The sequence below is a fragment of the Variovorax sp. TBS-050B genome, assembly GCF_029893635.1.
GTDB lineage: Bacteria > Pseudomonadota > Gammaproteobacteria > Burkholderiales > Burkholderiaceae_C > Variovorax.
Genome location: NZ_JARXYR010000002.1, coordinates 1,482,243 through 1,506,218, shown reverse-complemented (window position 1 = coordinate 1,506,218; position 23,976 = coordinate 1,482,243). Strand labels below are relative to the sequence as shown.

At 70.8% G+C, this 23,976-nt stretch carries 23 protein-coding genes; 19 read left to right on the top strand and 4 right to left on the bottom strand.

The features are described from left to right. Positions 1-189: 189 nt before the first annotated feature. The 9 genes from M2165_RS10245 to M2165_RS10205 all read left to right on the top strand — a co-directional run bounded on the left by M2165_RS10245 (position 190) and on the right by M2165_RS10205 (position 9,647). Complete coding sequence (locus M2165_RS10245) at positions 190-660, top strand: DUF4863 family protein (protein ID WP_280814542.1); 471 nt, start codon at positions 190-192, stop codon at positions 658-660. Further along, positions 657-2,207: a 3,4-dehydroadipyl-CoA semialdehyde dehydrogenase gene (locus M2165_RS10240; RefSeq protein WP_280814541.1), complete on the top strand. Its 1,551-nt coding sequence runs from the start codon at positions 657-659 to the stop codon at positions 2,205-2,207. Before M2165_RS10245 ends, M2165_RS10240 begins: the two co-directional genes overlap by 4 nt. A 37-nt stretch (positions 2,208-2,244) precedes the next feature. Further along, complete coding sequence (locus M2165_RS10235; protein ID WP_280814540.1) at positions 2,245-3,792, top strand: benzoate-CoA ligase family protein; 1,548 nt, start codon at positions 2,245-2,247, stop codon at positions 3,790-3,792. 118 nt (positions 3,793-3,910) lie between these two features. Then, a complete protein-coding gene (locus M2165_RS10230; protein WP_280814539.1) occupies positions 3,911-4,723 on the top strand; it encodes an alpha/beta hydrolase in 813 nt (270 codons plus the stop codon). After that, a complete protein-coding gene (locus M2165_RS10225; RefSeq protein ID WP_280814538.1) occupies positions 4,720-5,892 on the top strand; it encodes an ABC transporter substrate-binding protein in 1,173 nt (390 codons plus the stop codon). Before M2165_RS10230 ends, M2165_RS10225 begins: the two co-directional genes overlap by 4 nt. Before the next feature lie 154 nt (positions 5,893-6,046). After that, the gene (locus tag M2165_RS10220) at positions 6,047-6,919 is read left to right on the top strand and encodes a branched-chain amino acid ABC transporter permease (protein WP_280814537.1); all 873 of its coding nucleotides are present in this window, start codon (positions 6,047-6,049) and stop codon (positions 6,917-6,919) included. Beyond that, positions 6,916-7,884: a branched-chain amino acid ABC transporter permease gene (locus M2165_RS10215; protein ID WP_280814536.1), complete on the top strand. Its 969-nt coding sequence runs from the start codon at positions 6,916-6,918 to the stop codon at positions 7,882-7,884. The genes M2165_RS10220 and M2165_RS10215 overlap by 4 nt, the downstream gene beginning before the upstream one ends. 229 nt (positions 7,885-8,113) lie before the next feature. Then, complete coding sequence (locus tag M2165_RS10210; protein WP_280814535.1) at positions 8,114-8,860, top strand: ABC transporter ATP-binding protein; 747 nt, start codon at positions 8,114-8,116, stop codon at positions 8,858-8,860. A gap of 85 nt (positions 8,861-8,945) precedes the next feature. Continuing rightward, positions 8,946-9,647: an ABC transporter ATP-binding protein gene (locus M2165_RS10205; RefSeq protein ID WP_280814534.1), complete on the top strand. Its 702-nt coding sequence runs from the start codon at positions 8,946-8,948 to the stop codon at positions 9,645-9,647. 21 nt (positions 9,648-9,668) lie between these two features. On the opposite strand, the gene M2165_RS10200 is transcribed toward M2165_RS10205, so the two are convergent. Further along, complete coding sequence (locus tag M2165_RS10200; protein WP_280814533.1) at positions 9,669-10,580, bottom strand: LysR family transcriptional regulator; 912 nt, start codon at positions 10,578-10,580, stop codon at positions 9,669-9,671. A gap of 108 nt (positions 10,581-10,688) precedes the next feature. On the opposite strand from M2165_RS10200, the gene M2165_RS10195 reads away from it, so the two are divergent. Together M2165_RS10195 and M2165_RS10190 are read left to right on the top strand one after the other, a co-directional pair. Then, positions 10,689-11,444: an SDR family NAD(P)-dependent oxidoreductase gene (locus M2165_RS10195; RefSeq protein ID WP_280814532.1), complete on the top strand. Its 756-nt coding sequence runs from the start codon at positions 10,689-10,691 to the stop codon at positions 11,442-11,444. 32 nt (positions 11,445-11,476) lie between these two features. Then, positions 11,477-11,698 (top strand): 4-oxalocrotonate tautomerase family protein, encoded by a 222-nt coding sequence (locus tag M2165_RS10190; protein ID WP_280814531.1) that lies wholly within the window; start codon positions 11,477-11,479, stop codon positions 11,696-11,698. Here the strand turns inward: M2165_RS10190 and M2165_RS10185 are convergent. Further along, positions 11,688-12,395 carry a Crp/Fnr family transcriptional regulator gene (locus tag M2165_RS10185; protein WP_280814530.1) on the bottom strand — a complete coding sequence of 236 codons (708 nt, stop codon included), beginning with the start codon at positions 12,393-12,395 and terminating at the stop codon, positions 11,688-11,690. The genes M2165_RS10190 and M2165_RS10185 overlap by 11 nt on opposite strands. A 130-nt stretch (positions 12,396-12,525) precedes the next feature. Here M2165_RS10185 and M2165_RS10180 point away from each other — a divergent pair, with 130 nt between their 5' ends. The 4 genes from M2165_RS10180 to M2165_RS10165 are packed head-to-tail and all read left to right on the top strand — an operon-like array spanning position 12,526 to position 17,282. After that, positions 12,526-13,449: a 3-keto-5-aminohexanoate cleavage protein gene (locus M2165_RS10180; RefSeq protein ID WP_280814529.1), complete on the top strand. Its 924-nt coding sequence runs from the start codon at positions 12,526-12,528 to the stop codon at positions 13,447-13,449. Positions 13,450-13,497: 48 nt separating this feature from the next. Next, the gene (locus tag M2165_RS10175; protein WP_280814528.1) at positions 13,498-14,490 is read left to right on the top strand and encodes a Bug family tripartite tricarboxylate transporter substrate binding protein; all 993 of its coding nucleotides are present in this window, start codon (positions 13,498-13,500) and stop codon (positions 14,488-14,490) included. 10 nt (positions 14,491-14,500) lie between these two features. Continuing rightward, on the top strand, positions 14,501-15,469 hold the full coding sequence (locus M2165_RS10170; RefSeq protein ID WP_280814527.1) for a 3-hydroxyacyl-CoA dehydrogenase NAD-binding domain-containing protein: 969 nt from the start codon (positions 14,501-14,503) through the stop codon (positions 15,467-15,469). Position 15,470: 1 nt separating this feature from the next. Beyond that, positions 15,471-17,282: a feruloyl-CoA synthase gene (locus tag M2165_RS10165; protein ID WP_280814526.1), complete on the top strand. Its 1,812-nt coding sequence runs from the start codon at positions 15,471-15,473 to the stop codon at positions 17,280-17,282. A gap of 18 nt (positions 17,283-17,300) precedes the next feature. Here M2165_RS10165 and M2165_RS10160 read toward each other — a convergent pair whose 3' ends face one another. Further along, positions 17,301-18,683 carry a PLP-dependent aminotransferase family protein gene (locus M2165_RS10160; protein WP_280814525.1) on the bottom strand — a complete coding sequence of 461 codons (1,383 nt, stop codon included), beginning with the start codon at positions 18,681-18,683 and terminating at the stop codon, positions 17,301-17,303. 139 nt (positions 18,684-18,822) lie between these two features. On the opposite strand from M2165_RS10160, the gene M2165_RS10155 reads away from it, so the two are divergent. The 3 genes from M2165_RS10155 (at position 18,823) to M2165_RS10145 (ending at position 22,045) form a co-directional block, all read left to right on the top strand. Continuing rightward, complete coding sequence (locus tag M2165_RS10155) at positions 18,823-20,109, top strand: hydroxymethylglutaryl-CoA reductase, degradative (protein WP_280814524.1); 1,287 nt, start codon at positions 18,823-18,825, stop codon at positions 20,107-20,109. A 95-nt stretch (positions 20,110-20,204) separates the two neighbouring features. Further along, positions 20,205-20,660: a hypothetical protein gene (locus tag M2165_RS10150; RefSeq protein ID WP_280814523.1), complete on the top strand. Its 456-nt coding sequence runs from the start codon at positions 20,205-20,207 to the stop codon at positions 20,658-20,660. Continuing rightward, entirely contained in the window at positions 20,657-22,045 is a 1,389-nt protein-coding gene (locus M2165_RS10145; RefSeq protein WP_280814522.1) for a tripartite tricarboxylate transporter permease, read from the top strand. The genes M2165_RS10150 and M2165_RS10145 overlap by 4 nt, the downstream gene beginning before the upstream one ends. Before the next feature lie 46 nt (positions 22,046-22,091). On the opposite strand, the gene M2165_RS10140 is transcribed toward M2165_RS10145, so the two are convergent. After that, complete coding sequence (locus tag M2165_RS10140) at positions 22,092-23,417, bottom strand: AsmA-like C-terminal region-containing protein (protein WP_280814521.1); 1,326 nt, start codon at positions 23,415-23,417, stop codon at positions 22,092-22,094. Positions 23,418-23,499: 82 nt separating this feature from the next. On the opposite strand from M2165_RS10140, the gene M2165_RS10135 reads away from it, so the two are divergent. Then, positions 23,500-23,922, top strand: coding sequence for a hotdog fold thioesterase (locus M2165_RS10135; protein WP_280814520.1), 423 nt, complete (start codon positions 23,500-23,502; stop codon positions 23,920-23,922). The last annotated feature ends 54 nt before the right edge of the window (positions 23,923-23,976 follow it).

Sequence of the window (23,976 nt, the reverse complement as noted above, 5' to 3'; positions counted from 1 at the left end):
GGCCGGCATTTTGCGCGCTCAGGGTAAACACCATGGATGCACTATATTGCTTGACACTCATTGTCTTGATGCTTATCGTTCGGCCGCACGCAAGATACTGCACGCGCGGTGTTCGCGCAAGGTAGTTCCTAAGTTCACTGCTGCTGCAGCGCGACGCCCCGTCAGCCAGCCTCCAGAAGGAAGCCCGCCATGTCCAGCAAGGAAGCATTTCACCAGTTGATCGCCGGCCTGACCGCCGAGATCGCCGGCCGCCCGCTCGATGCGGAACTCGACCAGTGGCTCAACGCCACCCACGGCGCCGGCAGCGCCACCTTCGAACGGTTGCGCCAGGCCTGCCTCGGCGGCGTGGCCGAAGGCTGGCTCTGCGAGCGCGAAGGCGGCGGCATCAAGTACGGCCGCGTGTTCAAGGCCGAGGACGCGCTGCACCGCTTCTCGGTCGACGTGGTCGACATGCAGGACATCGCGGGGCCGCATCACACCCATCCGAACGGCGAGATCGACCTGATCATGCCGCTCGAAGGCGGCGACGCCACCTTCGACGGCCGGCCCGCGGGCTGGTGCGTCTACGGGCCCGGCACCGCACACCGCCCGACCGTGGCCCAGGGCCGCGCGCTCGTCCTCTACCTGCTGCCCGAAGGGCAGATCCAGTTCACCGCATGACCGAACTTCTCTCCAACCACGTCGCCGGCCGCTGGCTGAGCGGCACGGGCGCCGGCACGCCGCTTTTCGACCCGGTGCTGGGCACCGAACTCGTGCGCGTCGACGCCACCGGCCTCGACCTGCCCGCCGCCTTCGCCTTCGCGCGCGAACAGGGCGGCGGCGCGCTGCGCGCCCTCACGTACCGCGAGCGCGCGGGCCTGCTCGGCGCGATCGTCAAGGTGCTGCAGGCGAACCGCGACGCCTACTACGAGATCGCCACCGCGAATTCGGGCACGGTGAAGAACGACTCGGCCGTGGACATCGACGGCGCGATCTTCACGCTCGGCCAGTACGCCAAATGGGGCGACGCGCTCGGGGATGCACGCGCACTGCGCGACGGCGATGCGGTGAAGCTCGGCCGCGAGCCGGTGTTCCAGTCGCAGCACCTGCAGCTGCCAACGCCGGGCGTGGCCCTCTTCATCAACGCCTTCAACTTCCCGGCCTGGGGCCTGTGGGAGAAGGCGGCGCCCGCGCTGCTCTCGGGCGTGCCGGTGATCGTGAAGCCCGCCACGGCCACGGCCTGGCTCACGCAGCGCATGGTGCGCGACGTGGTCGAGGCGGGCGTGCTGCCCGCGGGCGCGCTCTCGGTGGTCTGCGGCAGCTCGGCCGGCCTGATGGACGCGCTGCAGCCCTTCGACGTGGTGTCGTTCACCGGCTCGGCCGAAACCGCGGCATTGATCCGCGCGCACGAGGCGGTGGCCGCGCGCTCGGTGCGCGCGAACATCGAGGCCGACAGCCTCAACAGCGCCCTGCTGCTGCCCGGCGAGGCGCCCGGCAGCGAGGCCTTCGAACTGCTCGTGCGCGAGGCGGTGCGCGAGATGACGGTCAAGTCGGGCCAGAAGTGCACCGCGATCCGCCGCATCCTCGTGCCGGCCGAACTGTACGACGCCGCGGCCGAGGCGATCGGCGCGAAGCTCGCGCGCACCACGGTGGGCAATCCGCGCAACGAGCGCGTGCGCATGGGTTCGCTCGTGAGCCGCACGCAGCTCGACGCGGTGCGCGAAGGCATCGAGGCGCTGGCCGCGCAGGCCGGCGTGCTGCACGACGGGCGCAAGGCCGCGCTGGTCGATGCCGATCCCGCGGTGGCGGCGTGCATCGGCCCGGTGCTGCTCGGCGCACGCGATGCCGATGCGGCCGCGCGCGTGCACGAGGTCGAAGTGTTCGGGCCCGTCGCCACGCTGCTGCCCTACCGCGACCTCGCGCACGGCATCGCGCTCGCGCACCGCGGCCAGGGTTCGCTGGTGACTTCGCTCTACGGCAGCGACGAGGCCGCGCTGGCGCAGGCGGCGCTGGCGGTCGCGCCGAGCCACGGCCGCGTGCACGTGGTCACGCCCGAGGTGGCGCAGGCCCACACGGGCCACGGCAACGTGATGCCGATGTCGCTGCACGGCGGCCCGGGCCGCGCGGGCGGCGGCGCCGAGCTCGGCGGCCTGCGCGCGCTCGATTTCTATCACCGCCGCAGCGCCGTGCAGGCGAGCCCCGACGTGCTCGCCGCGCTCGGGCTCTAGAAGAAAAGAACAAGAACTCGGCCCCAAGGAGACGACCATGACCCTGCCCCCACGATTCAACTTTGCCGACCACCTGTTCACCCTCAACCGCGGCCGCGCGGCGCGCACCGCCTACATCGACGACCGCGGCACGCTGAGCTACGGCCAGCTCGAGGCGCGCGCCCGCCGCCTCGCGGCCGCGCTCCAGGCCGCGGGCGTGCGCCGCGAGGAGCGCGTGCTGCTGCTGATGCTCGACGGCAGCGACTGGCCCGTGAGCTTCCTCGGCTGCCTCTACGCCGGCGTGGTGCCGGTCGCGGTGAACACGCTGCTCACGCCCGACGACTACGCCTACATGCTCGACCACAGCCGCGCGCAGGCCGCGCTGGTCTCGGGCGCGCTGCTGCCGGCGCTGCAGGATGCGATGAAGCGCGGTCCGCACGAGGTGCACACGCTCTTCGTCTCGCAGCCGACCGGCGCGCTGCCCGAAGGCGCGAAGGACTTCGAGGCCGCGCTCGCCGAGGCGGCGCCGATGCCCGCGCCGGCGCCAACCGCCTCGGACGACCCCGGCTTCTGGCTCTATTCGTCGGGCTCCACGGGCAAGCCCAAGGGCACGGTGCACACGCATGCCAACCTCTGGTGGACCGCCGAGCTCTACGGCAAGCCGGTGCTCGGGCTCACGGAGGACGACATCTGCTTCTCGGCCGCGAAGATGTACTTCGCCTACGGCCTTGGCAACGCGCTGACCTTCCCGCTCTCGGTCGGCGCCACGGTGGTGCTGATGGCGGAGCGGCCCACGCCCGACGCCACCTTCCGCCGCTGGGTCGAGCACAAGCCCACCGTCTTCTTCGGCGCGCCCACCGGATTCGCCGGCATGCTGGCCTCGCCGAAGCTGCCGCCGCGCGAGGCGGTCGCGCTGCGCATGTGCTCGTCGGCCGGCGAGGCACTGCCGGGCGAGATCGCGCAGCGCTTCAAGGCGCATTTCGGCTGCGACATCATCGACGGCATCGGCTCCACCGAGATGCTGCACATCTTCATCTCCAACCGCCCCGGCGACGTGCGCTACGGCACCACCGGCCGCCCGGTCGAGGGCTACGAGGTCGAGCTGCGCGGCGAGGACGGCCGGCCGGTCGCCGACGGCGAGGTCGGCGACCTCTACATCCGCGGCCCGAGCGCCGCGCTGATGTACTGGGCCAACCGCGAGAAGTCGCGCGAGACCTTCCAGGGCGGCTGGACCAAGAGCGGCGACAAGTACACGCGCGATGCCGACGGCTACTACACCTATGCCGGCCGCAGCGACGACATGCTCAAGGTCAGCGGCATCTACGTCTCGCCCTTCGAGGTCGAGGCCACGCTGATGCAGCACCCGGCCGTGCTCGAGGCCGCGGTGATCGGCAAGGAGGACACCGACGGCCTGACGAAGACCAAGGCCTTCGTGGTGCTGAAGGAAGGCGGCAGCGCCACGGAGGACGAGCTCAAGTCCTTCGTGAAGGAAAGGCTCGCGCCGTACAAGTACCCGCGCTTCCTGGAATTCGTGCAGGAGCTGCCGAAGACGGCGACCGGGAAGATCCAGCGCTTCCGGCTGCGCGAGAAGGAGAAGCAGGCGTGAGGCGGCCGGTGTCTTTCTCCCTCCCCCGCTGGGGGAGGGTGGGGGCATGCGGCGCATCCATCGACCGCTCTGCCCGCCCCCATCCCAGCCTTCCCCCAGCGGGGGAAGGAGCAACACGATGAGCCCCCAGGTCGCGACCATCGACTGGCGCGGCCGCCCCGTGCGCATCGAGTGCGAATGGATCGCCCCCGAGCGCGGCACCGAGGCCCCGCTCGTCGTCTTCCTCCACGAAGGCCTGGGCTCGGTCGCGATGTGGAAGGACTTTCCCGCGCGGCTGTGCGAGGCCGCGCAGGTGCGCGGGCTGGTGTTCTCGCGCCCCGGCTACGGCCGCTCGACGCCGCGCGCCGAGGACGAGACCTGGGACGTGGACTTCATGCACCGGCAGGCACACGAGGTGCTGCCCGCGCTCTTCGATGCACTCGGTCTGGGCAAGGAGAAACCCTGGCTCTTCGGTCACAGCGACGGCGGCTCGATCAGCCTGCTGTACGCGGCGCGCTTTCCCGAACGCGTGGCGGGGCTCGTGGTGCTCGCGCCGCACATCTTCGTCGAGGAGGTGACGGTGGCCAACATCGAGCAGGCGCGCACCGCCTACCTCTCGACGGACCTGCCGCAGAAGCTCGGCCGCTACCACGACAGCGCCGATTCGGCCTTCTGGGGCTGGAACCGGATCTGGCTGCATCCGCCGTTTCGCGACTGGAACATCGAGGCCGGGCTCGATGCGATCCGCTGCCCCGTGCTCGCGGTGCAGGGACTCGACGACGAATACGGCACGCTCGCGCAGATCCGCGGCATCGCGGCGCGCGTCGGCGGGGCATGCGAATTGCTTGAACTCCCGGAATGCGGGCATTCCCCGCATCGCGATCAGCCGGATCGTGTCATCGTCGCGGCCACCCATTTCATCACCAGCAACAATCGGAGACAGTCCCAATGACCATTCGCACCGCCCGCCTCGCGTTCAGCGCGATCGCCCTCGCCGCCCTCGCGTCGGTTGCCGGCGCCCAGGGCACGGCCAAGCTCAAGGTCGGCCTGATGCTGCCCTACAGCGGCACCTACACCGCACTCGGCGTCGCGATCGAGAACGGCTTCAAGCTCTACGTCGACGAACAGGGCGGCAAGCTGGCCGGCCGCGAGATCGAGTACTTCAAGGTCGACGACGAATCCGATCCGGCCAAGGCCACCGACAACGTCAACAAGCTCATCAAGCGCGACAACGTCGACGTGATCGTCGGCACCGTGCACTCGGGCGTCGCCATGGCCATGGCCAAGGCCGCGAAGGAGAGCGGCACGGTGCTGATCGTGCCGAACGCCGGCGCCGACGCGGTGACCGGCCCGATGTGCGCGCCCAACATCTTCCGCAGCTCGTTCAGCAACTGGCAGCCGGCCTACGCCATGGGCGAGGTCGCGGCCAAGCAGCAGGGCAAGAAGAAGGCGATGACCATCACCTGGAAGTACGCGGCCGGCGACGAGTCGGTCAACGGCTTCAAGGAAGGCTTCGAGAAGAACGGCGGCAAGGTCGAGAAGCAGCTCACGCTGCCGTTCCCGAATGTGGAGTTCCAGGCGCTCCTGACCGAGATCGCGGCGGCCAAGCCCGATGCGGTCTACGCCTTCTTCGCAGGCGGCGGCGCGGTGAAGTTCGTCAAGGACTATCAGGCCGCGGGCCTCAACAAGACGATCCCGCTCTACGGCCCCGGCTTCCTGACCGACGGCACGCTCGACGCGCAGGGCGAAGCGGCCCAGGGCATGCTGACCACGCTGCACTACGCCGACGGCCTGAACACCCCGCGCGACAACGCCTTCCGCGTGGCCTATGCCAAGTCGTTCAAGCTGCAGCCCGACGTGTACGCGGTGCAGGGCTACGACGCGGCGCAGATGCTGGGCGTGGGCCTGGCCGCGACCAAGGGCGACATCTCGAAGAAGGCCGATTTCGCGGCCGCGATCGAGAAGGCGAAGATCGACAGCCCGCGCGGTACCTTCACGATGAGCAAGGCGCACAACCCGGTGCAGGACATCTACCTGCGCAAGGTCGAAGGCAAGGAGAACAAGCTGGTGAGCACCGCGATCAAGGGCCTGACCGATCCCGCCCGCGGCTGCAGGATGTAAGGACCACCCCGTCTCTCGCTCACTTCGTGTAGCTCGACTCCCCCCTCGAGGGGGCGACACCTGCGGCCCGGCCAAGCCGGTTCCGCGGTGTCTCGCGAACATCGCGGGCGCCTTGCGCCACGCTCTTTTCACCGCCTCTTGGGATTGATCCAACGTGGATTTCGGAACCTTCTTGGTCCAGTGCCTGAACTCGGTTCAGTACGGACTGCTTCTCTTCCTCGTCGCCTCGGGGCTGACGCTGATCTTCGGGATCATGGGCGTCATCAACCTCGCGCACGGCAGCTTCTACATGATCGGCGCGTACATGGCGTTCTCGCTCGCGCCGCTGTTCGGCGACCAGTTCCTGCTGATGCTGGCGGCGGGCGTGGTGCTGGCCGCGATCTTCGGCTACCTGCTCGAGTGGGCCTTCTTCAGCTACCTGTACCAGCGTGACCACCTGCAGCAGGTGCTGATGACCTACGGGCTGATCCTGGTGTTCGAGGAACTGCGCTCGATCCTCGTGGGCAACGACGTGCACGGCGTGAAGGTGCCGGCCTGGCTGGACGGCAGCTTCGCACTCGGCAGCGTGATGAGCTACCCGTGGTACCGGCTCTTCGCGTCGGCCGCGTGCATCGTGCTCGCGGTGGGGCTCTACTGGGTGGTCAACCGCACGCGCCTCGGCATGATGATCCGCGCCGGTGCGAGCAACCGCGACATGGTGCGCGGCCTCGGCATCGACGTGAAGCGGCTCTACCGCATCGTGTTCGCGGCCGGCGTGGCGCTCGCGGCGCTCGCCGGCATGATCGCGGCGCCGATGTCCTCGGTCTATCCCAACATGGGCGCGAGCGTGCTCATCATCTGCTTCGTGCTGGTGGTGATCGGCGGCATCGGCTCGATCACGGGCGCCCTGGTGGCCTCGCTGCTCGTGGGCTTCGTCGACACCTTCGGCAAGGTGTTCTTCGCGGACCTCGCTGGCATCGGCATCTACCTGCTGATGGCGATCGTGCTGATCTGGAAGCCCGAGGGGCTGATGGGGAGGCGGCCATGAGCCAAGGCAACAGCAGCAAGCTCGGCTGGCTCCTGCCGGTCGCCTGCGCGGTGGTGCTCGGCGTGGCCGGGCCGATGCTGGGCAACTACGCCTCGGACTTCATCGTCAAGGTGATGATCCTCTCGATCTTCGCGCTGAGCCTGGAACTGCTCGTGGGCACGACCGGCCTCGTGAGCCTGGGCCATGCGGCCTTCTACGGCATCGGTGCCTACGTCACGGTGCTGGCCTCGGGCAACGAGGGCGGCAACCTCGCGCTGCTGCTGCCGGCCGCGATGGGCGCGGCGGCGCTGTATGCGCTCTTCGTCGGCGCCTTGAGCCTGCGCACGCGCGGCGTGTACTTCATCATGGTGACGCTCGCCTTCGCGCAGATGGCCTTCTTCGTGTTCCACGACACCAAGGTCGGCGGCGGCAGCGACGGCATCTACCTCTACGTGCGGCCCGCGCTCGGCAAGCTGCTCGATCTGGAGAACCGCACGGTGCTGTTCTACGTGGTGCTCGCGGCCCTGGTGTTCACCTACGGCCTGCTCGCGCTCGTGCGGCGCTCGCGCTTCGGCGCGGCGCTCGCGGGCATCCGCGTGAACGAGCAGCGCATGCGCGCGGCGGGCTTCCCGGTCTACGGCTACAAACTCGCGGCCTTCGTGCTCGCGGGCGCGCTCGCGGGACTCGCGGGCTTCCTGCTCGCCTCGCGCGACGGCGTGGTCAACCCCGAACTGCTCGCCTGGCACAACTCGGGCGAGGTGCTGCTGATGGTGATTCTTGGCGGGCTGGGCCATCTGCGCGGGGCCGTGATCGGCGCGGTGGCGTTCACGCTGCTCAAGGAGATCTTCTCGACGCATGCGGTGATGGGCCCGCTCGCGGACCATTGGCAGCTCACGCTGGGCATCGCGATCATCGTGTTCGTGGCGCTTTTGCCCAAGGGCCTGATCGGCCTCGTGCAGCGCCTGTCGCCGAAGGGGGCCGCATGAAAATCGCACTCCCCCAGGCTTCGCGCACTTCGTGTCGCTTCGCCCACCCCCTCGCCGGGGGCCACACCGGCGGCCCGGCAAAGCCGGTTCCGCGGTGTTCCCCGCGCTACACCCTCCCCCGCTGGGGGAGGGCAGGGGTGGGGGCACACGGCCTTTGCAAAGGCACCGCCTCCACCAGCGCCGCGAGCCCCCATCCCAACCTTCCCCCAGCGGGGGAAGGAGCAAGACCATGAGCGCATTGCTTTCCGTCGACAAGCTCACGCGCCGCTTCGGTGGCCTCACGGCCGTCAATGCCGTCACCCTCGACCTGCACGTGGGCGAAGTGCATGCGGTGATCGGCACCAACGGCGCCGGCAAGTCCACGCTGATCAACATGCTCTCGGGCGAGATCGAGGCGTCCGAAGGCCGCATCGCGCTCGACGGCGAGGACATCACGAAGCGCGCGCAATGGCGCCGCGCACGCGCCGGCGTGGGCCGCAGCTACCAGCGCACCACCATCTTCCCCGAGTTCAGCGTGCACGAGAACTGCCGCCTCGCGGCGCAGGCCGCGACCGCGCGGCCCTGGACCCTATGGGAGTCCTCGCAGCGCTGCGCCGCGAGCAATGCCGCGGCTGATGCGGCGCTCGAGGCCGCGGGCCTGTCCGACGTGGCCGCGCGCACTGCGGGCACGCTGAGCCACGGCGCGCAGCGCCAGCTCGAAGTCGCCATGTGCCTGGCGACGAAGCCGCGCGTGCTGCTGCTCGACGAGCCGCTCGCCGGCATGGGCGCCGAAGAGACCGACCGCATGCTCACGCTGCTCGCGCGGCTCAAGGCCACGCACGCGATCCTGCTCGTCGAGCACGACATGGATGCGGTTTTCCGCATCGCCGACCGAATCACGGTGATGGTGAACGGCACCGTCATCGCCACCGGCGACCCGGCCTCGATCCGCGAGAACCCCGAAGTGCGCACCGCCTACCTGGGAGAGGATCACTGATGCCCCCACGCTCATCACTTCGTGTATTCGCTGCCCCCCGAGGGGGCGCTGGCCTCCCTTGGGGCGGCCCGGCGGGAGGCCACTGATGCTCGTCGTCCGCGATCTCAACACCTACTACGGCAACAGCCACATCCTGCGCGGCGTGCACGCCGGCATTCCGAGCGCCACCTCGGTTGGCCTGCTCGGGCGCAACGGCATGGGCAAGACCACGCTGATCCGCACCGTCATGGGCTACGTGCGCCCCGCCTCGGGCGAGGTGCAGGTGGACGGCCGCACCGTCACCGGCCTGCCGCCCGAGAAGATGGCGCGCCTGGGCATCGGCTACGTGCCCGAGGGCCGCGGCATCTTCCCGAACCTCTCGGTGCGCGAGAACCTCGTGATGAGCGAACGCGCCGGCATCGACGGCCGCCGCGCCTGGACCTTCGACCGCGTGATGGCCACCTTCCCGCGCCTGGCCGAGCGGCTCTCGCACGGCGGCCAGCAGCTCTCGGGCGGCGAGCAGCAGATGCTCTCGATCGGCCGCGCGCTCATGACCAACCCGCGCCTGCTGATCCTCGACGAGGCCACTGAGGGCCTCGCGCCGCTGATCGTGGCCGAGATCTGGCGCGTGATCGGCGAGATCCGCGCCACCGGCATCGCCACGCTGATCGTCGACCGCGACTACCGCAAGGTGCTCGCGCACACCGACCTCGCGGTGGTGATGGAGAAGGGTCAGATCGTGCGGCACGGCGCCTCGGCGGATCTGCTGGCGGAGCCGCGGGTGCTGGAGGAGCTGCTGGGGGTGTGAGGCGGCGCTCTTCGCGTCGCTTCATCCTCCACGTCGCGCCATCAGGAAATCAACGAACACCCGCATCCGCAGCGGCACATGCCGCCCGCTCGGGTACAGCAGCGTGTAAGGGCGCGAGCGGCCCGCGAAGGGCTTGAGCACCTCCACGAGCGAGCCGTCGGCGAGCTCCTTCTCCACGACGAAGCGGTAGGTCTGGAACAGCCCGGCGCCGCTCTTGGCGAGCGTCACGCCGCCGAGCACGTCGTCGGAGCAGCTGTAGGCGCTGTCGGCCAGGATCTCGCGGTCCTCCCCGTTCTCGCGGAAGAGCCACGCGATGCGCCGGCCGCTGCTCGGCAGTTCGAACTGGATGCATTCGTGCGCTGCAAGGTCGGCCAGCGTGCGCGGCGTGCCGGCTTTCCTGAGGTATCTGCGCGTGGCGACCACCACGAGGTCGGCGTCTTCGAGGTGTCGCGCGATCAGCGTGGAGTCGGGCTGGGCGCGCACGCGCACCGCCATGTCGTAGCCCTCCTCGACGAAGTCGATGTTGCGGTTGCTCAGGTGCACATGCAGCCGGATGTCGGGAAAGCGCTCGCGAAAGGCCGGCAGCAGCGGCAGGATGCGATGGTGGCCATAGGTGGTGGGCACGCTGATGCGCAGCATGCCCGAGGGTTGCGCCTGCTGGCCCATGGCCTCGCGCTCGGCCTCGGCGAGCTGCGCCAGCGCCTGGCGGCACTGCGCGAAGTAGCCGCGGCCGGCGTCGGTGAGCCGCACGCTGCGCGTGGTGCGCACGAACAGCCGCAGCCCCAGCCTTTTTTCGAGCCGCGAGATCGAGCGGCTCACGGCCGCCGGCGTCACGCCCGCGGCGAGCGCGGCCGAGGTGAAGCCGCCGGTCTCGGCCGCGAGGCAGAACAGCTCGATGCTACCGAGGAGGATGTCGCCGAACTGCCGCTGCATGGTCGTTTGATTACCCGGTGTATCAATTGAAGTGCGAGTCTAGTGATTTATCGCCAGACGGGTCATCAATACAGTTCTCCCATCGCATCAACCTTTTGGAGAACCGACATGCAAGACAGCAGCAGCAACAGCAGCCAGACATCGACCGTCGTGATCACCGGCGCTTCGAGCGGCATCGGACTGGGCCTCGCGCGGGCCTACCTCGACCGCGGCTTCAACGTGGTCGCGAATGCGCGCACCGACGAGCGGCTCGCGGCCGCCGCGAAGGAGCTCGGCAACCCGGCGCGCTTTCTCGGCGTGGCCGGCGACATCGGCCAGCGCGCCACCGCCGCGACGCTGATCGAGCGCGCGGTGGCGCGCTTCGGCCAGGTCGACGTGCTCGTCAACAACGCGGGCATCTTCAACGCCAAGCCCTTCGTCGAGTACACGGAGGAAGAACTCGACCAGCTGGTCGCGACCAACCTCAAGGGCTTCGTCTACGCGTCCCAGGCCGCGGCGAAGCACATGGTCGCGCGCCGCCGCGGCCATATCGTGAACATCACCGCGAGCATCGCGCTGCAGCCCAACCAGCAGGTGCCTGCGGTGCTGCCGGTGCTGATCAAGGGCGGCATCAACGCCGCGACGCGCGCGCTCGCGCTCGAACTGGCGCCGCACAACGTGAAGGTGAATGCGGTGGCGCCCGGCATCGTCGACACGCCGCTCTACACGCCCGAGATGCACGGCTTTCTCAACGGCCTCGCGCCGGCCGGCCGCATCGCGCGGGTGCAGGAGATCGCCGATGCGGTGCTCTACCTCACGGGCGCCGACTTCACCACCGGCGTGGTGCTGCCGGTGGACGGCGGCATGAGCACGGGCAAGTGGTGAGCAGGCCGCAAGCAACGGACAAGGAGCACGCCATGCCATTCATCAACCTGAAGATCACCCGCGACGGCGTCACGCGCGAGCAGAAGGCGCAGGTCATCGCGGAGTTCACCGAGACCCTGGAGCGCGTGCTGAAGAAGCCGCCGGAGTGGACCCACATCGTGATCGAGGAGATCGACACCGACGACTGGGGCCTCGCGGGCCTGACCACCACCGAGTACCGCCGGCGGCTCGCGGAGGGCCAGCCTATTCGATGAAGCGCCTGAGCCCTTCGAGGTCGATCACGGTGATCCCGCCGTACTCGATGCGAAGGAAGCCGGCGTCCTTGAGCCGGTTCAGCGCCGCATTGCAGCGCTGGCGCGAGACGCCCGAGAGATTGGCGATCTCCTCCTGCGAGGTCTGCAGGTGCGGCTCGCTGCCGGGATGCAGCCAGGGATGGAACAGCCCGGCGAGCGCGCGGGCGACCTGGCTGTCGGCGTCGAGCAGCCGGTGCGCCGCGTAGTTGCCCATGAACCAGTGCAGCCGCTCGTTGATCTGCTGCAGCAGGAAGTGGTCGAAGCCGCGCTGCGTGCGGTGCAGCCACTCGAAGGTGTCGACCGGCAGCTGCGCCACGCGGCTCGGCCTGAGCGCGATGATGTCGGCCGAACGCGGCAGACCGCGCAGCAGCGTGCCCTCGCCGAACCAGCTGCCGACCGACAGGCCGCCGAAGGTCACCGAGCGGCCGTCGCTCGAGGTGATCGACCACTTGAGCAGCCCCTCGAGGGTGCCGTACCAGTGCGCCGGCGTCTCGCCGCGGCGGCACAGCGCACAGCCGGCCGCCACCTCGACCTCGCGCATCTCGTCGCGCACGCGCTCGCGCGCGGCCTCGTCGAGCAGCGGATACCAGGCCGAACGCTGCAGCAGCTGCGGAACGGTCAGCGATGCCGCCTGGCAGGCCGGCTTGGTCGTGGGCATGGAATGAAGGCTCCTGAAGACGCGGGTGCGTAAACCCTGACGCCAAATGTCGTCGCGATGACTGAGTGCCAAGGCGCCGCCAAAAATAATACCCGCGCCCCCACGAACCGGACACCAGGAGACACCGAGCATGTCGTCGAAGCGCAAAGTGATCGTGACCATCGCCCCGACGGGCGGCATGGCGCACAAGTCGCAGAACCCCCACCTGCCGACCCAGCCCGACGAGATCGCGGCCGACGTGCTGCGCTGCTGGAACGCGGGCGCCAGCGTCGCGGCCATCCATGCGCGCCGGCCCGACGGCGGCGCCACCTGCGACGCCGGCGTGTACCGCGACATCAACCGCCGCATCCGCGCGGCCGGCTGCGACATCGTCATCAACAACTCGACCGGCGGCGGCGTGCACGGCGACATGGTCAAGCCGCTGGCGGGCGATCGCTGGGAGATCGCCTGGGAAGAACGCATCAAGGGCATGGACGCGGGCGCCGAGATGTGCACGCTCGACGCGACCACGCTCAACCTGAGCTTCGAGGGCAAGCAGATCCTCATGGACACGCCGATCACGCGCGGCCGCGAGCTCGCCGCCGGCATGAAGGCGCGCGGCATCAAGCCCGAGTGGGAGGTGTTCAGCCCCACGCACATCCTGCAGGACACGAGCACGCTGATCGCCGAGGGCCATGACGAGGCGCCCTACTTCATCAACCTGGTGATGAACGTGCACCGCAACTTCCAGAACGCGATGCCGTATTCGCCGCGCTTCCTGCAGATGATGGTCGACACCCTGCCCCCGGGCAGCATCTTCTGCGTCAGCGGCATCGGCCCCTCGCAGCTCGAGGCCAACGTGGCGGCGCTGCTGCTCGGCGGGCATGCGCGCGTGGGGCTCGAGGACAACCTCTACCTCCGCCACGGCGAACTCGCGACCAACGTGCAGCTCACCGAGCGCATCGTGCGGATCATCCGCGAGCTCGACATGGAGGTGGCCACGCCGGCCGAGGCGCGGCAGCGGATGGGGCTGCCGCGGCGCGACGGGCCGCGGCCCGAGTTCGCGCCGGACTGAACCCGAGCGCCGGCGACCCGCAGACAGGAAAACAACCGGAGACAAGCCATGACCACCCGCCGCCATTTCATCCACACGCTGGGCGCCGCCACCGCGCTCGGCGCCCTGTCGCCGCTCGCCGCGCTCGCGCAGGCGCTGGAGCAGGTGAAGATCTACTACGGCTTTCCCGCCGGCAGCGCGGGCGACAGCGTCGCGCGCCGCGTGGGCGAGAAGCTCGCGGGCTCGGCCTACACGCGCAACCCGGGCGTGGTCGAGAACAAGCCCGGTGCGGGCGGGCGCATCGCGCTCGAGGTGCTCAAAAGCGCGGCGGCCGACGGCAGCGTGCTCGCGCTGTCGCCCTTCTCGTGCACCTCGATCTATCCGCACATCTACGGCAGGCTCAGCTACGACTCGGCGAAGGACTTCGTGCCGGTGTCGATCGCGGCCGTGATGCACCACGGCCTCGCGGTCGGGCCGCTGGTGCCGCCCGAGGTGCGCACCGTGAAGGACTTCCTCGCCTGGGCCAAGGCGCATCCGAACCAGGCGAGCTACGGCTCGCCCGCGGCCGGTTCCACGCCGCACTTCATTGGCGCGCTGCTGGGGCTGCACCACGGCGTCGAGCTCAAGCACGTGCCCTACCGCGGCTCGATCCCCGGCGTGACCGACGTGGTGGGCGGGCAGATCGCGGCCATGGTCACGCCCAGCGGCGACTTCATTCCCAACCACAAGGCCGGCAAGCTGCGGCTGATCGCGACCTCGGGCAAGGCGCGCTCGCCGTTCTCGCCCGAGGTGGCGACCTTCGCCGAGCAGGGCTTCGCGGAACTGACGACCGACGAATGGTTCGGCTTCTACGCACCCGCGAAGACGCCGGCGGCCATCGTGGCCACGGCGAATGCGGCGATCAACGCGGCCATCCGGGAGAAGTCGGTGATCGACAGCCTCGGCGTGGTCGGCCTGATCGCGCAGGGCTCCACCCCGGAGGACATGGCGCGCTCGCAGCGTGCCGAGGCCGAGCGCTGGGGACCGCTGGTGAAGAAGATCGGCTTCACCGCCGACTCCTGAGGCCGAAGCCATGAACGCAACGACGACGACAATCCCGACAGCGACGCCCACCCGCATCGCGGTGGTCGCCACCGGCGTGATCGGCGCGAGCTGGGCCGCGCAGTTCCTCGCGCGCGGCCTCGACGTGGACGCCACCGATCCCTCGCCCGGCGCGGAGGAACGGCTGCGCGCCGCGGTGGCGGCGCACTGGCCCACGCTCGCGCGCTTCGGGCTGGCGCCGGGCGCCTCGGCCGGGCGGCTGCGCTTCCATGCGCGGCTGGAAGACGCGGTGGCGCAGGCCGGCTTCGTGCAGGAGAGCGGCCCCGAGCGGCTGGACTTCAAGGTCGAGCTGTTCCGCCGCATGGACGAGGCCGCGCCGGCCGATGCGATCCTGGCGTCGAGTTCCTCGGGCCTCGCGATCAGCGCGGTGCAGGCCGGCTGCGCACGCCATCCCGAGCGCGTGGTGCTGGGCCATCCCTTCAATCCGCCGCACCTGATCCCGCTCGTGGAGGTGGCAGGCGGCGAGCGCACCTCGCCCGAGGCGGTGCAGCGCGCGATGGCCTTCTATGCCGCGATCGGCAAGCGGCCGATCCATGTGAAGCGCGAGATCAAGGGCCACATCGCGAACCGGCTGCAGGCCGCGCTCTGGCGCGAGGCCTTCCACCTCGTGAACGAGGGCGTGGCGAGCGTGGCCGACATCGATGCCGCGATCGCGCACGGGCCGGGCCTGCGCTGGGCCGTGATGGGGCCGTTCATGAACCTGCACCTCTCGGGCGGCGAAGGCGGCATCGCGCATCTGCTCGCGCACCTGGGCGGGCCGATCGAGGACTGGTGGAAGGACCTGGGCGCGCCCGCGATGACGCCCGAACTGAAGCAGAAGGTGACCGAGGGCGTGGCGCAGGCACTGGGCGCCCGCCGCAGCGCGGAACTCGAAGCCGCGCGCGACACCCTGCTGCTGGACCTGATCCGCGCCAAGACAGCCAACGCCACACTCGACTGACATGACCGACTTCCTTCTCGACCCCGCCCAGATCGCGCCGCCGCGCACGGTGCGCATCGACTTCGACGACGGTTCCTTCGCGCTGCGCTCGCCGGTGGCCCTCCGGCCCTATGCGCGCTGCATCGGCGAATGGCTCGAGCGCTGGGCCCGCGAGACGCCCGATGCGCTCGCGCTGGCCGAGCGCGACGAAACCGGCGAGGGCTGGCGCCGGCTCGACTACCGCGCGCTGCGCCATGCGGTGGGCGCGGTGGCGCAGGGCCTGCTCGATCTCGGGCTGCCCGCGGACCGGCCGATCGTGATCCTGTCGGACAACGCGATCGAACATGCGGTGCTGATGCTCGCGGCGATGCACGTCGGCCGCACGGCCTGCTCGCTGTCGAGCGCGTACTCGCGCATGGCCCGGGACCCGTCGCGCCTGCACGGCATGCTGCAGGCGCTCGGGCCCGCGCTGATCTATGCCTCCGACGCGAAGGTCTACGGCGCGGCGCTCGCGGGCTGCGGCGTCGAGGCGGTCGCGGTGTTCGGCCGCCATGCCGAGGCGCACCCGGGCGCGCTGCCCTTCTCGCGGCTGCTCGCGGCCACCGAGACGCCGGCCGTGATGCAGGCCTTCGAGGCCATCCTGCCCGACACCCATGCCAAGTACCTGCTGACCTCGGGCTCCACCGGCAAGCCGAAGGTGGTCATCAACACGCACCGCATGCTCTGCGCCAACCAGCAGATGATGGCGCAGACCTGGCGCTTCCTCGCGCACGAGAAGCCGGTGCTGGTCGACTGGCTGCCCTGGAGCCACACCTTCGGCGCCAACCACAACCTGCACATGGTGCTCGCGCACGGCGGCGCGCTCTACATCGACGAGGGCCGGCCCGCCCCGGGCCTGATCGAGAAGACGGTGCGCAACCTGCGCGAGGTGAAGCCCACGCTGCTGTTCAACGTGCCGCGCGGCTTCGACATGCTGCTGCCCTTCCTCGAAGCCGACGAGGCGCTCGCGGCCGAGGTGTTCTCGCGGCTGCGGCTCGCCTTCTATGCGGCCGCGGCGCTCGCGCCCTCGACCTGGCAGCGGCTCGAGGCGGTGGCGAAGCGCGTGCGGCCCGCGCGGCCGCTGTGGCTCACCACCTCGTGGGGCGCGACCGAGACTGCGCCGGCCATCACCTCCGCGCACTGGCAGCTCGACGGCGCCGGCTGCATCGGCGCGCCGCTGCCGGGGCTGGAGCTCAAGTTCGTGCCCAGCGGGCCGAAGCTGGAGATGCGGGTCAAGGGCGTGTCGGTGTTCCCGGGCTACCGCAACGCGCCGCGCGAGACGGCCGAGGCCTTGGACGAGGAGGGCTACTACCGCATCGGCGATGCCGGCTTCCTCGTCGACCCGGCCGAGCCCGCGCGCGGCGTGGTCTTCGACGGGCGCGTGGCCGAGGACTTCAAGCTCTCGAGCGGCACCTGGGTGTCGGTCGGCACCTTGCGCGTGAAACTGGTGTCGCTGCTCGCGCCGCACGTGCAGGACGTGGTGCTCACGGGCCACGACCGCGACGAGATCGGCATGCTGGTGTTCGCGAGCCCGCAGGCGGCGGCGCTCGAACCCGGGGCGCTGCACGCGCGCATCGCGGCCGTGCTGCGCGCGCTGCGCGACGAGGGCGCGGGCTCGTCGCAATGTCCCGCGCGCGCGCTGGTGCTCGCCGAGCCGCCGAGCCTCGACGCGGGCGAGATCACCGACAAGGGCTACGTCAACCAGCGCGCGGTGCTCGCGCGGCGCGCGGCCGAGGTGGCGCGGCTGCATGCGGCCGGCGACGACGATCCGCAGGTGCTGCGGCTGCGCGCCTGAGTCCGGCCGCAGGCGCCCTCAGCCGCGGCGCCGCAGCGCGCCGCGCAGCGCCTTCGCGAAGCGCGGGTCGGCCATCGCGCCGACGTTGAAGCGCGACCAGCGCGACACCTGCGAGGAGTCGGCGCTGAAGATGCGTCCCGGCGCCATCACCACCTTGCGCGGCAGCAGCTCCTTCGCGAAGGCCAGCGAGTCGGCCACGCCCGGCAGCGCGGCCCAGACGTAGAGCGACTGCGGGGTGCGCGCGAAGACCTCGGCCTCCACCGAATCGAAGAAGCGCAGCGCCTCGCGCGTGGCCTCGCCGAGCCGCGCCTGGAGCCGGTTCAGGTGGCGCTGGTAGTGCCCCTCGCTGAGGATCACGTCGACCGTGCGCTCGCTGTATTCGGAGCTGCTCACGTGGATCAGCGCCTTGAGGTCGGCCAGGTCGCTCGCGAGGTCGGCGCCGCAGGCGATGAAGCCCACGCGCAGCGCGGCCGAGAACGACTTGGAAAAGCTGCCGATGTAGATCGTGCGCTCGAGCTGGTCGAGCGCCGAGAGCCGCGGCAGCGCGGTGGGCTTGAAGTCCGCGAGCGGATCGTTCTCGACGATCAGCAGGTCGTGCTTCTGCGCGAGCTGCAGCACGCGGAAGGCCTTGGCGGGCGAGATGTCGGAGCCCGTCGGGTTGTGCGCGAGCGACTGCGTGAAGAACAGGCGCGGCCGCTCGGCCACCAGCAGCTGTTCGAGCACCGCGAGGTCGGGCCCGTCGGCCAGCCGCGGCACCGCGAGCATCTGCGCGCCCGCGAGCTTGAGCTTGCCGAACAGCGGGTAGTAGCCCGGATCGTCCACCAGCACCTTGCCGCCGGGCGGCACGAAATAGCGGATGACGATGTCCATCGCCTCGTTGGCGCCGTGCGTGAGCACGATCTGCCGCGGCTCGGCGCCGATGCCGAAGTCCGCGAGCTTGCGCACCAGGTGGTCGCGCAGCGGCCCGTAGCCGAAGCGGCTGCCATAGCGGAACAGCGCGCCGAGCCCCGTGCGCACCACCTTCGGGTGGTACTTGTCGAGCCGCACGTCGGCCAGCCATTCGACCGGCGGAAAGCCGTCGCCGACCGCGACCGCGTCGGGCTGGGTCTTGAGCTGCTCGCGCATGAGCCAGACGATGTCCATCGCGCGGCCGAGGCTGCCGGCGTCTTCCTCGGCCGGCTTCGAGCCGGGCTGCGCGAGCACGAAGTAGCCCGAGCCGCGCCGCGGCTCGACCAGCCCGCGCGCCACCAGCAGCTCGAACCCGGCCACCACGGTGTTCTTGGCATAGCCGTGCAGCTGCGCGAGTTCGCGCAGCGAGGGCAGCTTGTCGCCCGCCTTGTAGGCGCCGCTCGCGATCTGGCGCGCGATGGCATCGGCGAGGGAATCGGCGATGGTGGTCATGGGCCCGGACTGTGACACAGCGGGCCCGCCCGGCGCCGCACTGTCCGCACTGTCCCGCCCAACTGTGCCTTCCGCCGGCGGTACGGTCGCCCTAGATTGCGGGCTCCCGAATTCCGAAGAGAGAAAGAGACCCCGAACGATGGCCGCCGATTCCCGCATTCCCAATTTCCGCTCGCTGACGCCGGCAGAGCGGCTCGCGCACGTGGCGCGCGCCGCGGCGCTCAGCGCCGAGGAGGTGGCGCTGCTCGCCACGCCGGGGGCGCTGCCCGTGGCGCGTGCCGACGGCATGATCGAGAACGTGATCGGCACCTTCGAGCTGCCGTTCGGCGTGGGCGGCAATTTCCGCGTCAACGGCCGCGACTACCTGGTGCCGATGGTGGTCGAGGAGCCCTCGGTGGTGGCCGCGGCCTCGTTCATGGCCAAGCTCGCGCGCGAGGGCGGCGGCTTCGAGGCCTCGAGCACCGGGCCGGTCATGCGCGCGCAGGTGCAGGTGCTCGGCGTGTCCGACCCCTACGGCGCGCGGCAGGCGCTGCTGCGCCAGCGCGAGCGCATCCTGGAGATCGCCAACAGCCGCGACAAGGTGCTGATCGGCCTGGGCGGCGGCTGCCGCGACATCGAGGTGCACGTGTTCCCCGACACGCCGCGCGGCGCGATGGTGGTGATGCACCTGATCGTCGACGTGCGCGACGCGATGGGCGCCAACACCGTGAACACCATGGCGGAGTCGGTGTCGCCGCTGGTCGAGCAGCTCACCGGCGGCACGGTGCGCCTGCGCATCCTGTCGAACCTGGCGGACCTGCGGCTGGCGCGCGCGCGGGTGCGGCTCGCGCCCGAGGTGCTGAAGACGGCCGAGCGCAGCGGCGAGGAGATCGTCGAGGGCGTGCTCGACGCCTATGCCTTCGCGGCGGTGGACCCGTACCGCGCCGCCACGCACAACAAGGGCATCATGAACGGCATCGATCCGGTGATCGTCGCCACCGGCAACGACTGGCGCGCGGTGGAGGCCGGCGCCCATGCCTGGGCCTGCCGCAGCGGGCGCTACACCTCGCTCACCACCTGGGAGAAGGACACGCAGGGCGCGCTGGTCGGCACCATCGAGATGCCGATGCCCGTGGGGCTGGTCGGCGGCGCCACCAAGACCCATCCGCTGGCGCAGCTGGCGCTGAAGATCCTGGACGTGAAGAGCGCGCAGGAGCTCGGCGAGGTGGCCGTGGCCGTGGGCCTGGCGCAGAACCTCGGCGCGCTGCGCGCGCTCGCCACCGAGGGCATCCAGCGCGGCCACATGGCGCTGCATGCCCGCAACATCGCGCTCGTCGCGGGCGCCACCGGCGCCGAGGTGGACGCGGTCGCGAAGCAGATGGCCGCCGAGCACGACGTGCGCACCGACCGCGCCGTGGCGCTGCTCGAGGCGCTGCGCGGCAAATAGCAGATCGGCGGGAATCCCCGCCCGACGGACCGCGGCCGAGACCGCGGCGGCCGCGCGAGCGGCCGTCACACCAACCAAGGATGGAGACGAACGGAATGAACGCAGCAGACAATGCAACGCCCGCCCGCGGGCGGCTGGTGGAGATATGGGGCGACACGGCCGACCTGGGCCACCTCGCCTGGTCGATCGCGATCGGCGTCGGCGTGAGCCTCGCGGGCTACCTGGTCGCGAGCCGCGTGCTCGCGGGCGCCGTGTCCACGCCCGAGCTGGCGCGCGCCTACGCGATGCTCGCGGGGCTCGGCGGCTGCGTGCTCTCGGGGCTGGTCTGCGCCAGGCTCTTCGCGCCGAAGCGCGAGGTGGTCGAGGGCGGCGAGGTCGATCCGCGCTGGCGCGAGGAAGTGCTGGCCGAGCTGGCCGGCGAACACGGCGACCTGGGCTCGGTCGACGACCTGCCGCCGGCGGTGGCGCGCGAGATGAAGGAACTCGAGCTCCATGCGCTGTTCGCCGCGTACCGGCCGCGCGCCCGCGGCCCCGAAGGAGCCGCACCGTGATCGACGCCGCACTCCTGAACCAGATCTTGGTCGCCACGGGCATGGGCCTGGTCGGCGCCGTGGTGTTCGCGGCCATCGGCCTCGTCTCGGGCACCGACGAGACCACCACGCTCGCACCGCTGACGCTGCTGGTGGTGCTGCTCGGCGTGCCGCCCGAAGGCGTGTTCACCTTCTTCCTCGCGGCCGCCGTGGCCAAGCACATGACGCATGCGGTGCCGACCGCGCTGCTCGGCATCCCGGGCGACACCATGGCCACGCCGCTGCTGCAGGACGCGAACATGCTGCGCAACCTGGGCGTGCCGCACATCGCGCTGCGCAAGATGGTCTCGGGCGCGATCATCGCGGCCTTCATCGCGGTGCCGCTGGCGGTGCTCTTCGCGGTGCTGCTCGCGCCCTACGGCGCGGCCATCACCAAGGCGGCGCCCTGGATCTTCGTGGTGGCCGCGGTGGCGATCGCCTGGTTCTCGAGCGGCCGCTGGGCCTCGGTGGCCACGCTGGTGCCCTTCGTGATGGTGATCGTGGCGCTGCAGGCGCTCACGGGCAAGTACGGCGTGAAGCTCAGCATCAGCTATTTCCTCGGCATCGCGATCGGCCCGCTGGTGGCCGACCTGTTCTCGGTGCTCTCGCCCGCGGCGCGCCAGCGCATGAAGCGCGAGAAGGTGCGCACCTTCTCGCTCGCGCCCGACGTGAAGGGCTGGTCGGGCTACTTTCCGAACCCGTTCCGGGTGCTCGACCGCACGCAGGTGAAGTGGACCTTCGCGACGGCCGCGATCTCGAGCGCCACCTTCGTCTTCAGCCCCGTCGCCATGACGGTGGTGCTCGGCGAACTGGTGGGCTCGCGCATCAAGCATGCCTACCACCGGCTCACCACCACGCTGGCCGCGCGCAACGGGGTGACCGAGGCCACCTACATCGCCGAGGCGCTGATCCCGCTGATCGCCATCGGCCTGCCGCTGAGCCCGGTGGCGGCGGGGCCGGCGGCGCCGCTGTTCAACGCGCCGCCGGTCTTCACCATCGACACGGCCAGCGGCCGCACGCACAACCTGCACAACCTGCTGACGCACTGGGAGTTCCTCGGCTACGGCATCCTCGCGGTGGTGCTCGCGGCGCTGGTGGCCTATCCGTTCACGATGAACTTCGCGCGCCGCGCGGCGCTCTTCGTCTCGCGCAAGGTCAGCCACGAGGCGATCATCGCGACCTTCGTCGGGCTGATCGTGGTGATCAGCGTGTGGGAGGGCGGGCTGCTCGGGCTGCTGGTGATCCTCACGATGGGCCTGCTCGGCGGCCTGCTGTCGCGCGCCATCGGCTTCAACACCGGCGTGCAGTTCATGGGCTACTACACGGCGGTGCTCACGGTGCCGGCGGTGGTCAAGGCCTTCGGCTGAGGCCGGCGCCGCTGTGGCGAACCAGCGACCGCCTTGACGCGCCGCCTCAGCGGCGCGGCGCCGGCGACGGCTTCTTCGTCGCCGCCGGCGGCGGCTCGGTGCCGAAGAGCTTCTCCATCTGCTGCCCCACGCGCGCGCCGATGGCGGTGCCCACGCCCGGCAGCACCGCGGTGCCCACGGCCGCACCCGCGAGCGCGCCGCCGGTCAGCGAGACCTCGGGATCGCTCGCGCTGCCGCCGATCTTGAGCGGCACGCCGACCACGCCGTCGACGATGTCGACCGCGATCTCGCCGTCGAGCTTGCGGTTGAAGAAGCGCAGGTGGCCGCTCGCGGTCAGCACGCCGGAGCGCGCCTTGAGGCCGGTGTAGCGCAGCACGGTGCCGTCCTCGCCGCCCTGCGTGTCGAGCGTGCCGGTGAGTTCGTCGAGCGGCGTGCTGCCGCCGCGGCTGGTGCCCGCGGTGCTCACGGCCTTGGCGAGGTCCAGCCCGACCAGGGTGGCGGGCCGCACCGAGAAGGTGGTGCGCGTGTGCAGGCTGCGCAGCAGCGCGCCGAGCTCGCCCGCCTCGGCCACCAGCGTGCTGTGGCCCGAGACCTTGCCGGCCACGGCCGCGCGGCGGCCGAAGGCGCCGAGCAGCCCGGCGATGTCGACCTGCCGCGGCTCCAGCTCGGCCGACACGCGCAGCGCATCGTTCGGCCGCACCTCGAAGACGGACACGCCGTTCCAGCTGCCGCCGCCCACGTCGATGCGGGTCTGCCAGCGATCCTGGCCGGGCTCGCGCTCGAGCCGCAGCCGCGCGGGCGGCGAGGCGCCGGCGCGCTCGACGCGCGCCTCGCGCGGGCGCCAGGCGTCGTCGAACACGATCTCGCCGTCGTAGGCGAGCGCGATGCCGCGGCGGTCGATCCAGACCACGTCGCGCCAGCGCAGCCGCTCGAGCGGAACCGGCGCGAGCGTCCACGGCGCGGCCAGCGCGAAGGCGCCGCGGCCCTCGCTCGGCCGCGGGCCCTTGCCGCGGAAGGCGTAGAGCGACTCGCGCGGCAGCACCAGGCTTTCGACCTCGATCTCGTCGACCGCGACCACGCGGCGCAGGAGCTCGCGCAGCTTGAGCTGCACCGTGACGCGGCGCAGCGTGACCGGGTGCGGCTGCACGGTGGCCACGTCGGAGAGCACCAGCACGGGGCTGGGCCAGAGCGACCAGTGGGCGCCGCCGACCCGCAGGCCGACGCCGAAGCGCCGCTCGAAGACCTCGGCGATGCGCGCCGCCGCTTCCTCGTCGCTGGGCAGGCGCGAAGCCGCCAGCCACACCAGCACGCCCGCGCCGAGCAGCAGGGCCGCGGCAAGGCCGAGGAGCCAGGAACGGACGGCGCGCTTCATCGCGCCAAGGTAGCACGCACAGGCGACAGGGCTTGTCAGCCGCCATCGCTATAGTTTCCAACCCCTGTTGGAGAGAACACCGATGCGCATCTGGAAGAAAGACGTCTCCGTCGAGGCCCTGACCCGCACCCACGTCGGCACTGCCGTCGAGCGGCTCGGCATCGAATTCCTCGAGGTCGGCGACGACTTCATCCGCGCCCGCGTGCCGGTGGACGAACGCACGCGCCAGCCCTACGGCATCCTGCACGGCGGCGTGTCGGTGGTGCTGGCCGAGACGCTGGGCTCCTGCGGCGCGCACTACAGCGCGGCCGAGGGCGACCGCGCGGTCGGGCTCGACATCAACGCCAACCACATCCGCGCCGCCACCAGCGGCTGGGTCACGGGCACGGCGCGGCCGGTGCACCGCGGGCGCACCACCCAGGTGTGGCAGATCGACCTGACCAATGAGGCGGGCGAGCTGACCTGCGTCTCGCGCATCACCATGGCGGTGCTGCAGGCGCGCTGAGCCGCCGGCCGCGGCGCGGCTTCCTTCTTGCCTCTTCTTCTCGGCGGCCGTGTG

Bases quoted from the DNA above. Each gene is read 5' to 3' on its own strand.
- M2165_RS10245 (WP_280814542.1), top strand. From the start codon at position 190: ATGTCCAGCAAGGAAGCATTTCACCAGTTGATCGCCGGCCTGACCGCC.
- M2165_RS10240 (WP_280814541.1), top strand. From the start codon at position 657: ATGACCGAACTTCTCTCCAACCACGTCGCCGGCCGCTGGCTGAGCGGC.
- M2165_RS10235 (WP_280814540.1), top strand. From the start codon at position 2,245: ATGACCCTGCCCCCACGATTCAACTTTGCCGACCACCTGTTCACCCTC.
- M2165_RS10230 (WP_280814539.1), top strand. From the start codon at position 3,911: ATGAGCCCCCAGGTCGCGACCATCGACTGGCGCGGCCGCCCCGTGCGC.
- M2165_RS10225 (WP_280814538.1), top strand. From the start codon at position 4,720: ATGACCATTCGCACCGCCCGCCTCGCGTTCAGCGCGATCGCCCTCGCC.
- M2165_RS10215 (WP_280814536.1), top strand. From the start codon at position 6,916: ATGAGCCAAGGCAACAGCAGCAAGCTCGGCTGGCTCCTGCCGGTCGCC.
- M2165_RS10210 (WP_280814535.1), top strand. From the start codon at position 8,114: ATGAGCGCATTGCTTTCCGTCGACAAGCTCACGCGCCGCTTCGGTGGC.
- M2165_RS10205 (WP_280814534.1), top strand. From the start codon at position 8,946: ATGCTCGTCGTCCGCGATCTCAACACCTACTACGGCAACAGCCACATC.
- M2165_RS10200 (WP_280814533.1), bottom strand. From the start codon at position 10,580: ATGCAGCGGCAGTTCGGCGACATCCTCCTCGGTAGCATCGAGCTGTTC.
- M2165_RS10195 (WP_280814532.1), top strand. From the start codon at position 10,689: ATGCAAGACAGCAGCAGCAACAGCAGCCAGACATCGACCGTCGTGATC.
- M2165_RS10190 (WP_280814531.1), top strand. From the start codon at position 11,477: ATGCCATTCATCAACCTGAAGATCACCCGCGACGGCGTCACGCGCGAG.
- M2165_RS10185 (WP_280814530.1), bottom strand. From the start codon at position 12,395: ATGCCCACGACCAAGCCGGCCTGCCAGGCGGCATCGCTGACCGTTCCG.
- M2165_RS10180 (WP_280814529.1), top strand. From the start codon at position 12,526: ATGTCGTCGAAGCGCAAAGTGATCGTGACCATCGCCCCGACGGGCGGC.
- M2165_RS10175 (WP_280814528.1), top strand. From the start codon at position 13,498: ATGACCACCCGCCGCCATTTCATCCACACGCTGGGCGCCGCCACCGCG.
- M2165_RS10170 (WP_280814527.1), top strand. From the start codon at position 14,501: ATGAACGCAACGACGACGACAATCCCGACAGCGACGCCCACCCGCATC.
- M2165_RS10165 (WP_280814526.1), top strand. From the start codon at position 15,471: ATGACCGACTTCCTTCTCGACCCCGCCCAGATCGCGCCGCCGCGCACG.
- M2165_RS10160 (WP_280814525.1), bottom strand. From the start codon at position 18,683: ATGACCACCATCGCCGATTCCCTCGCCGATGCCATCGCGCGCCAGATC.
- M2165_RS10155 (WP_280814524.1), top strand. From the start codon at position 18,823: ATGGCCGCCGATTCCCGCATTCCCAATTTCCGCTCGCTGACGCCGGCA.
- M2165_RS10150 (WP_280814523.1), top strand. From the start codon at position 20,205: ATGAACGCAGCAGACAATGCAACGCCCGCCCGCGGGCGGCTGGTGGAG.
- M2165_RS10140 (WP_280814521.1), bottom strand. From the start codon at position 23,417: ATGAAGCGCGCCGTCCGTTCCTGGCTCCTCGGCCTTGCCGCGGCCCTG.
- M2165_RS10135 (WP_280814520.1), top strand. From the start codon at position 23,500: ATGCGCATCTGGAAGAAAGACGTCTCCGTCGAGGCCCTGACCCGCACC.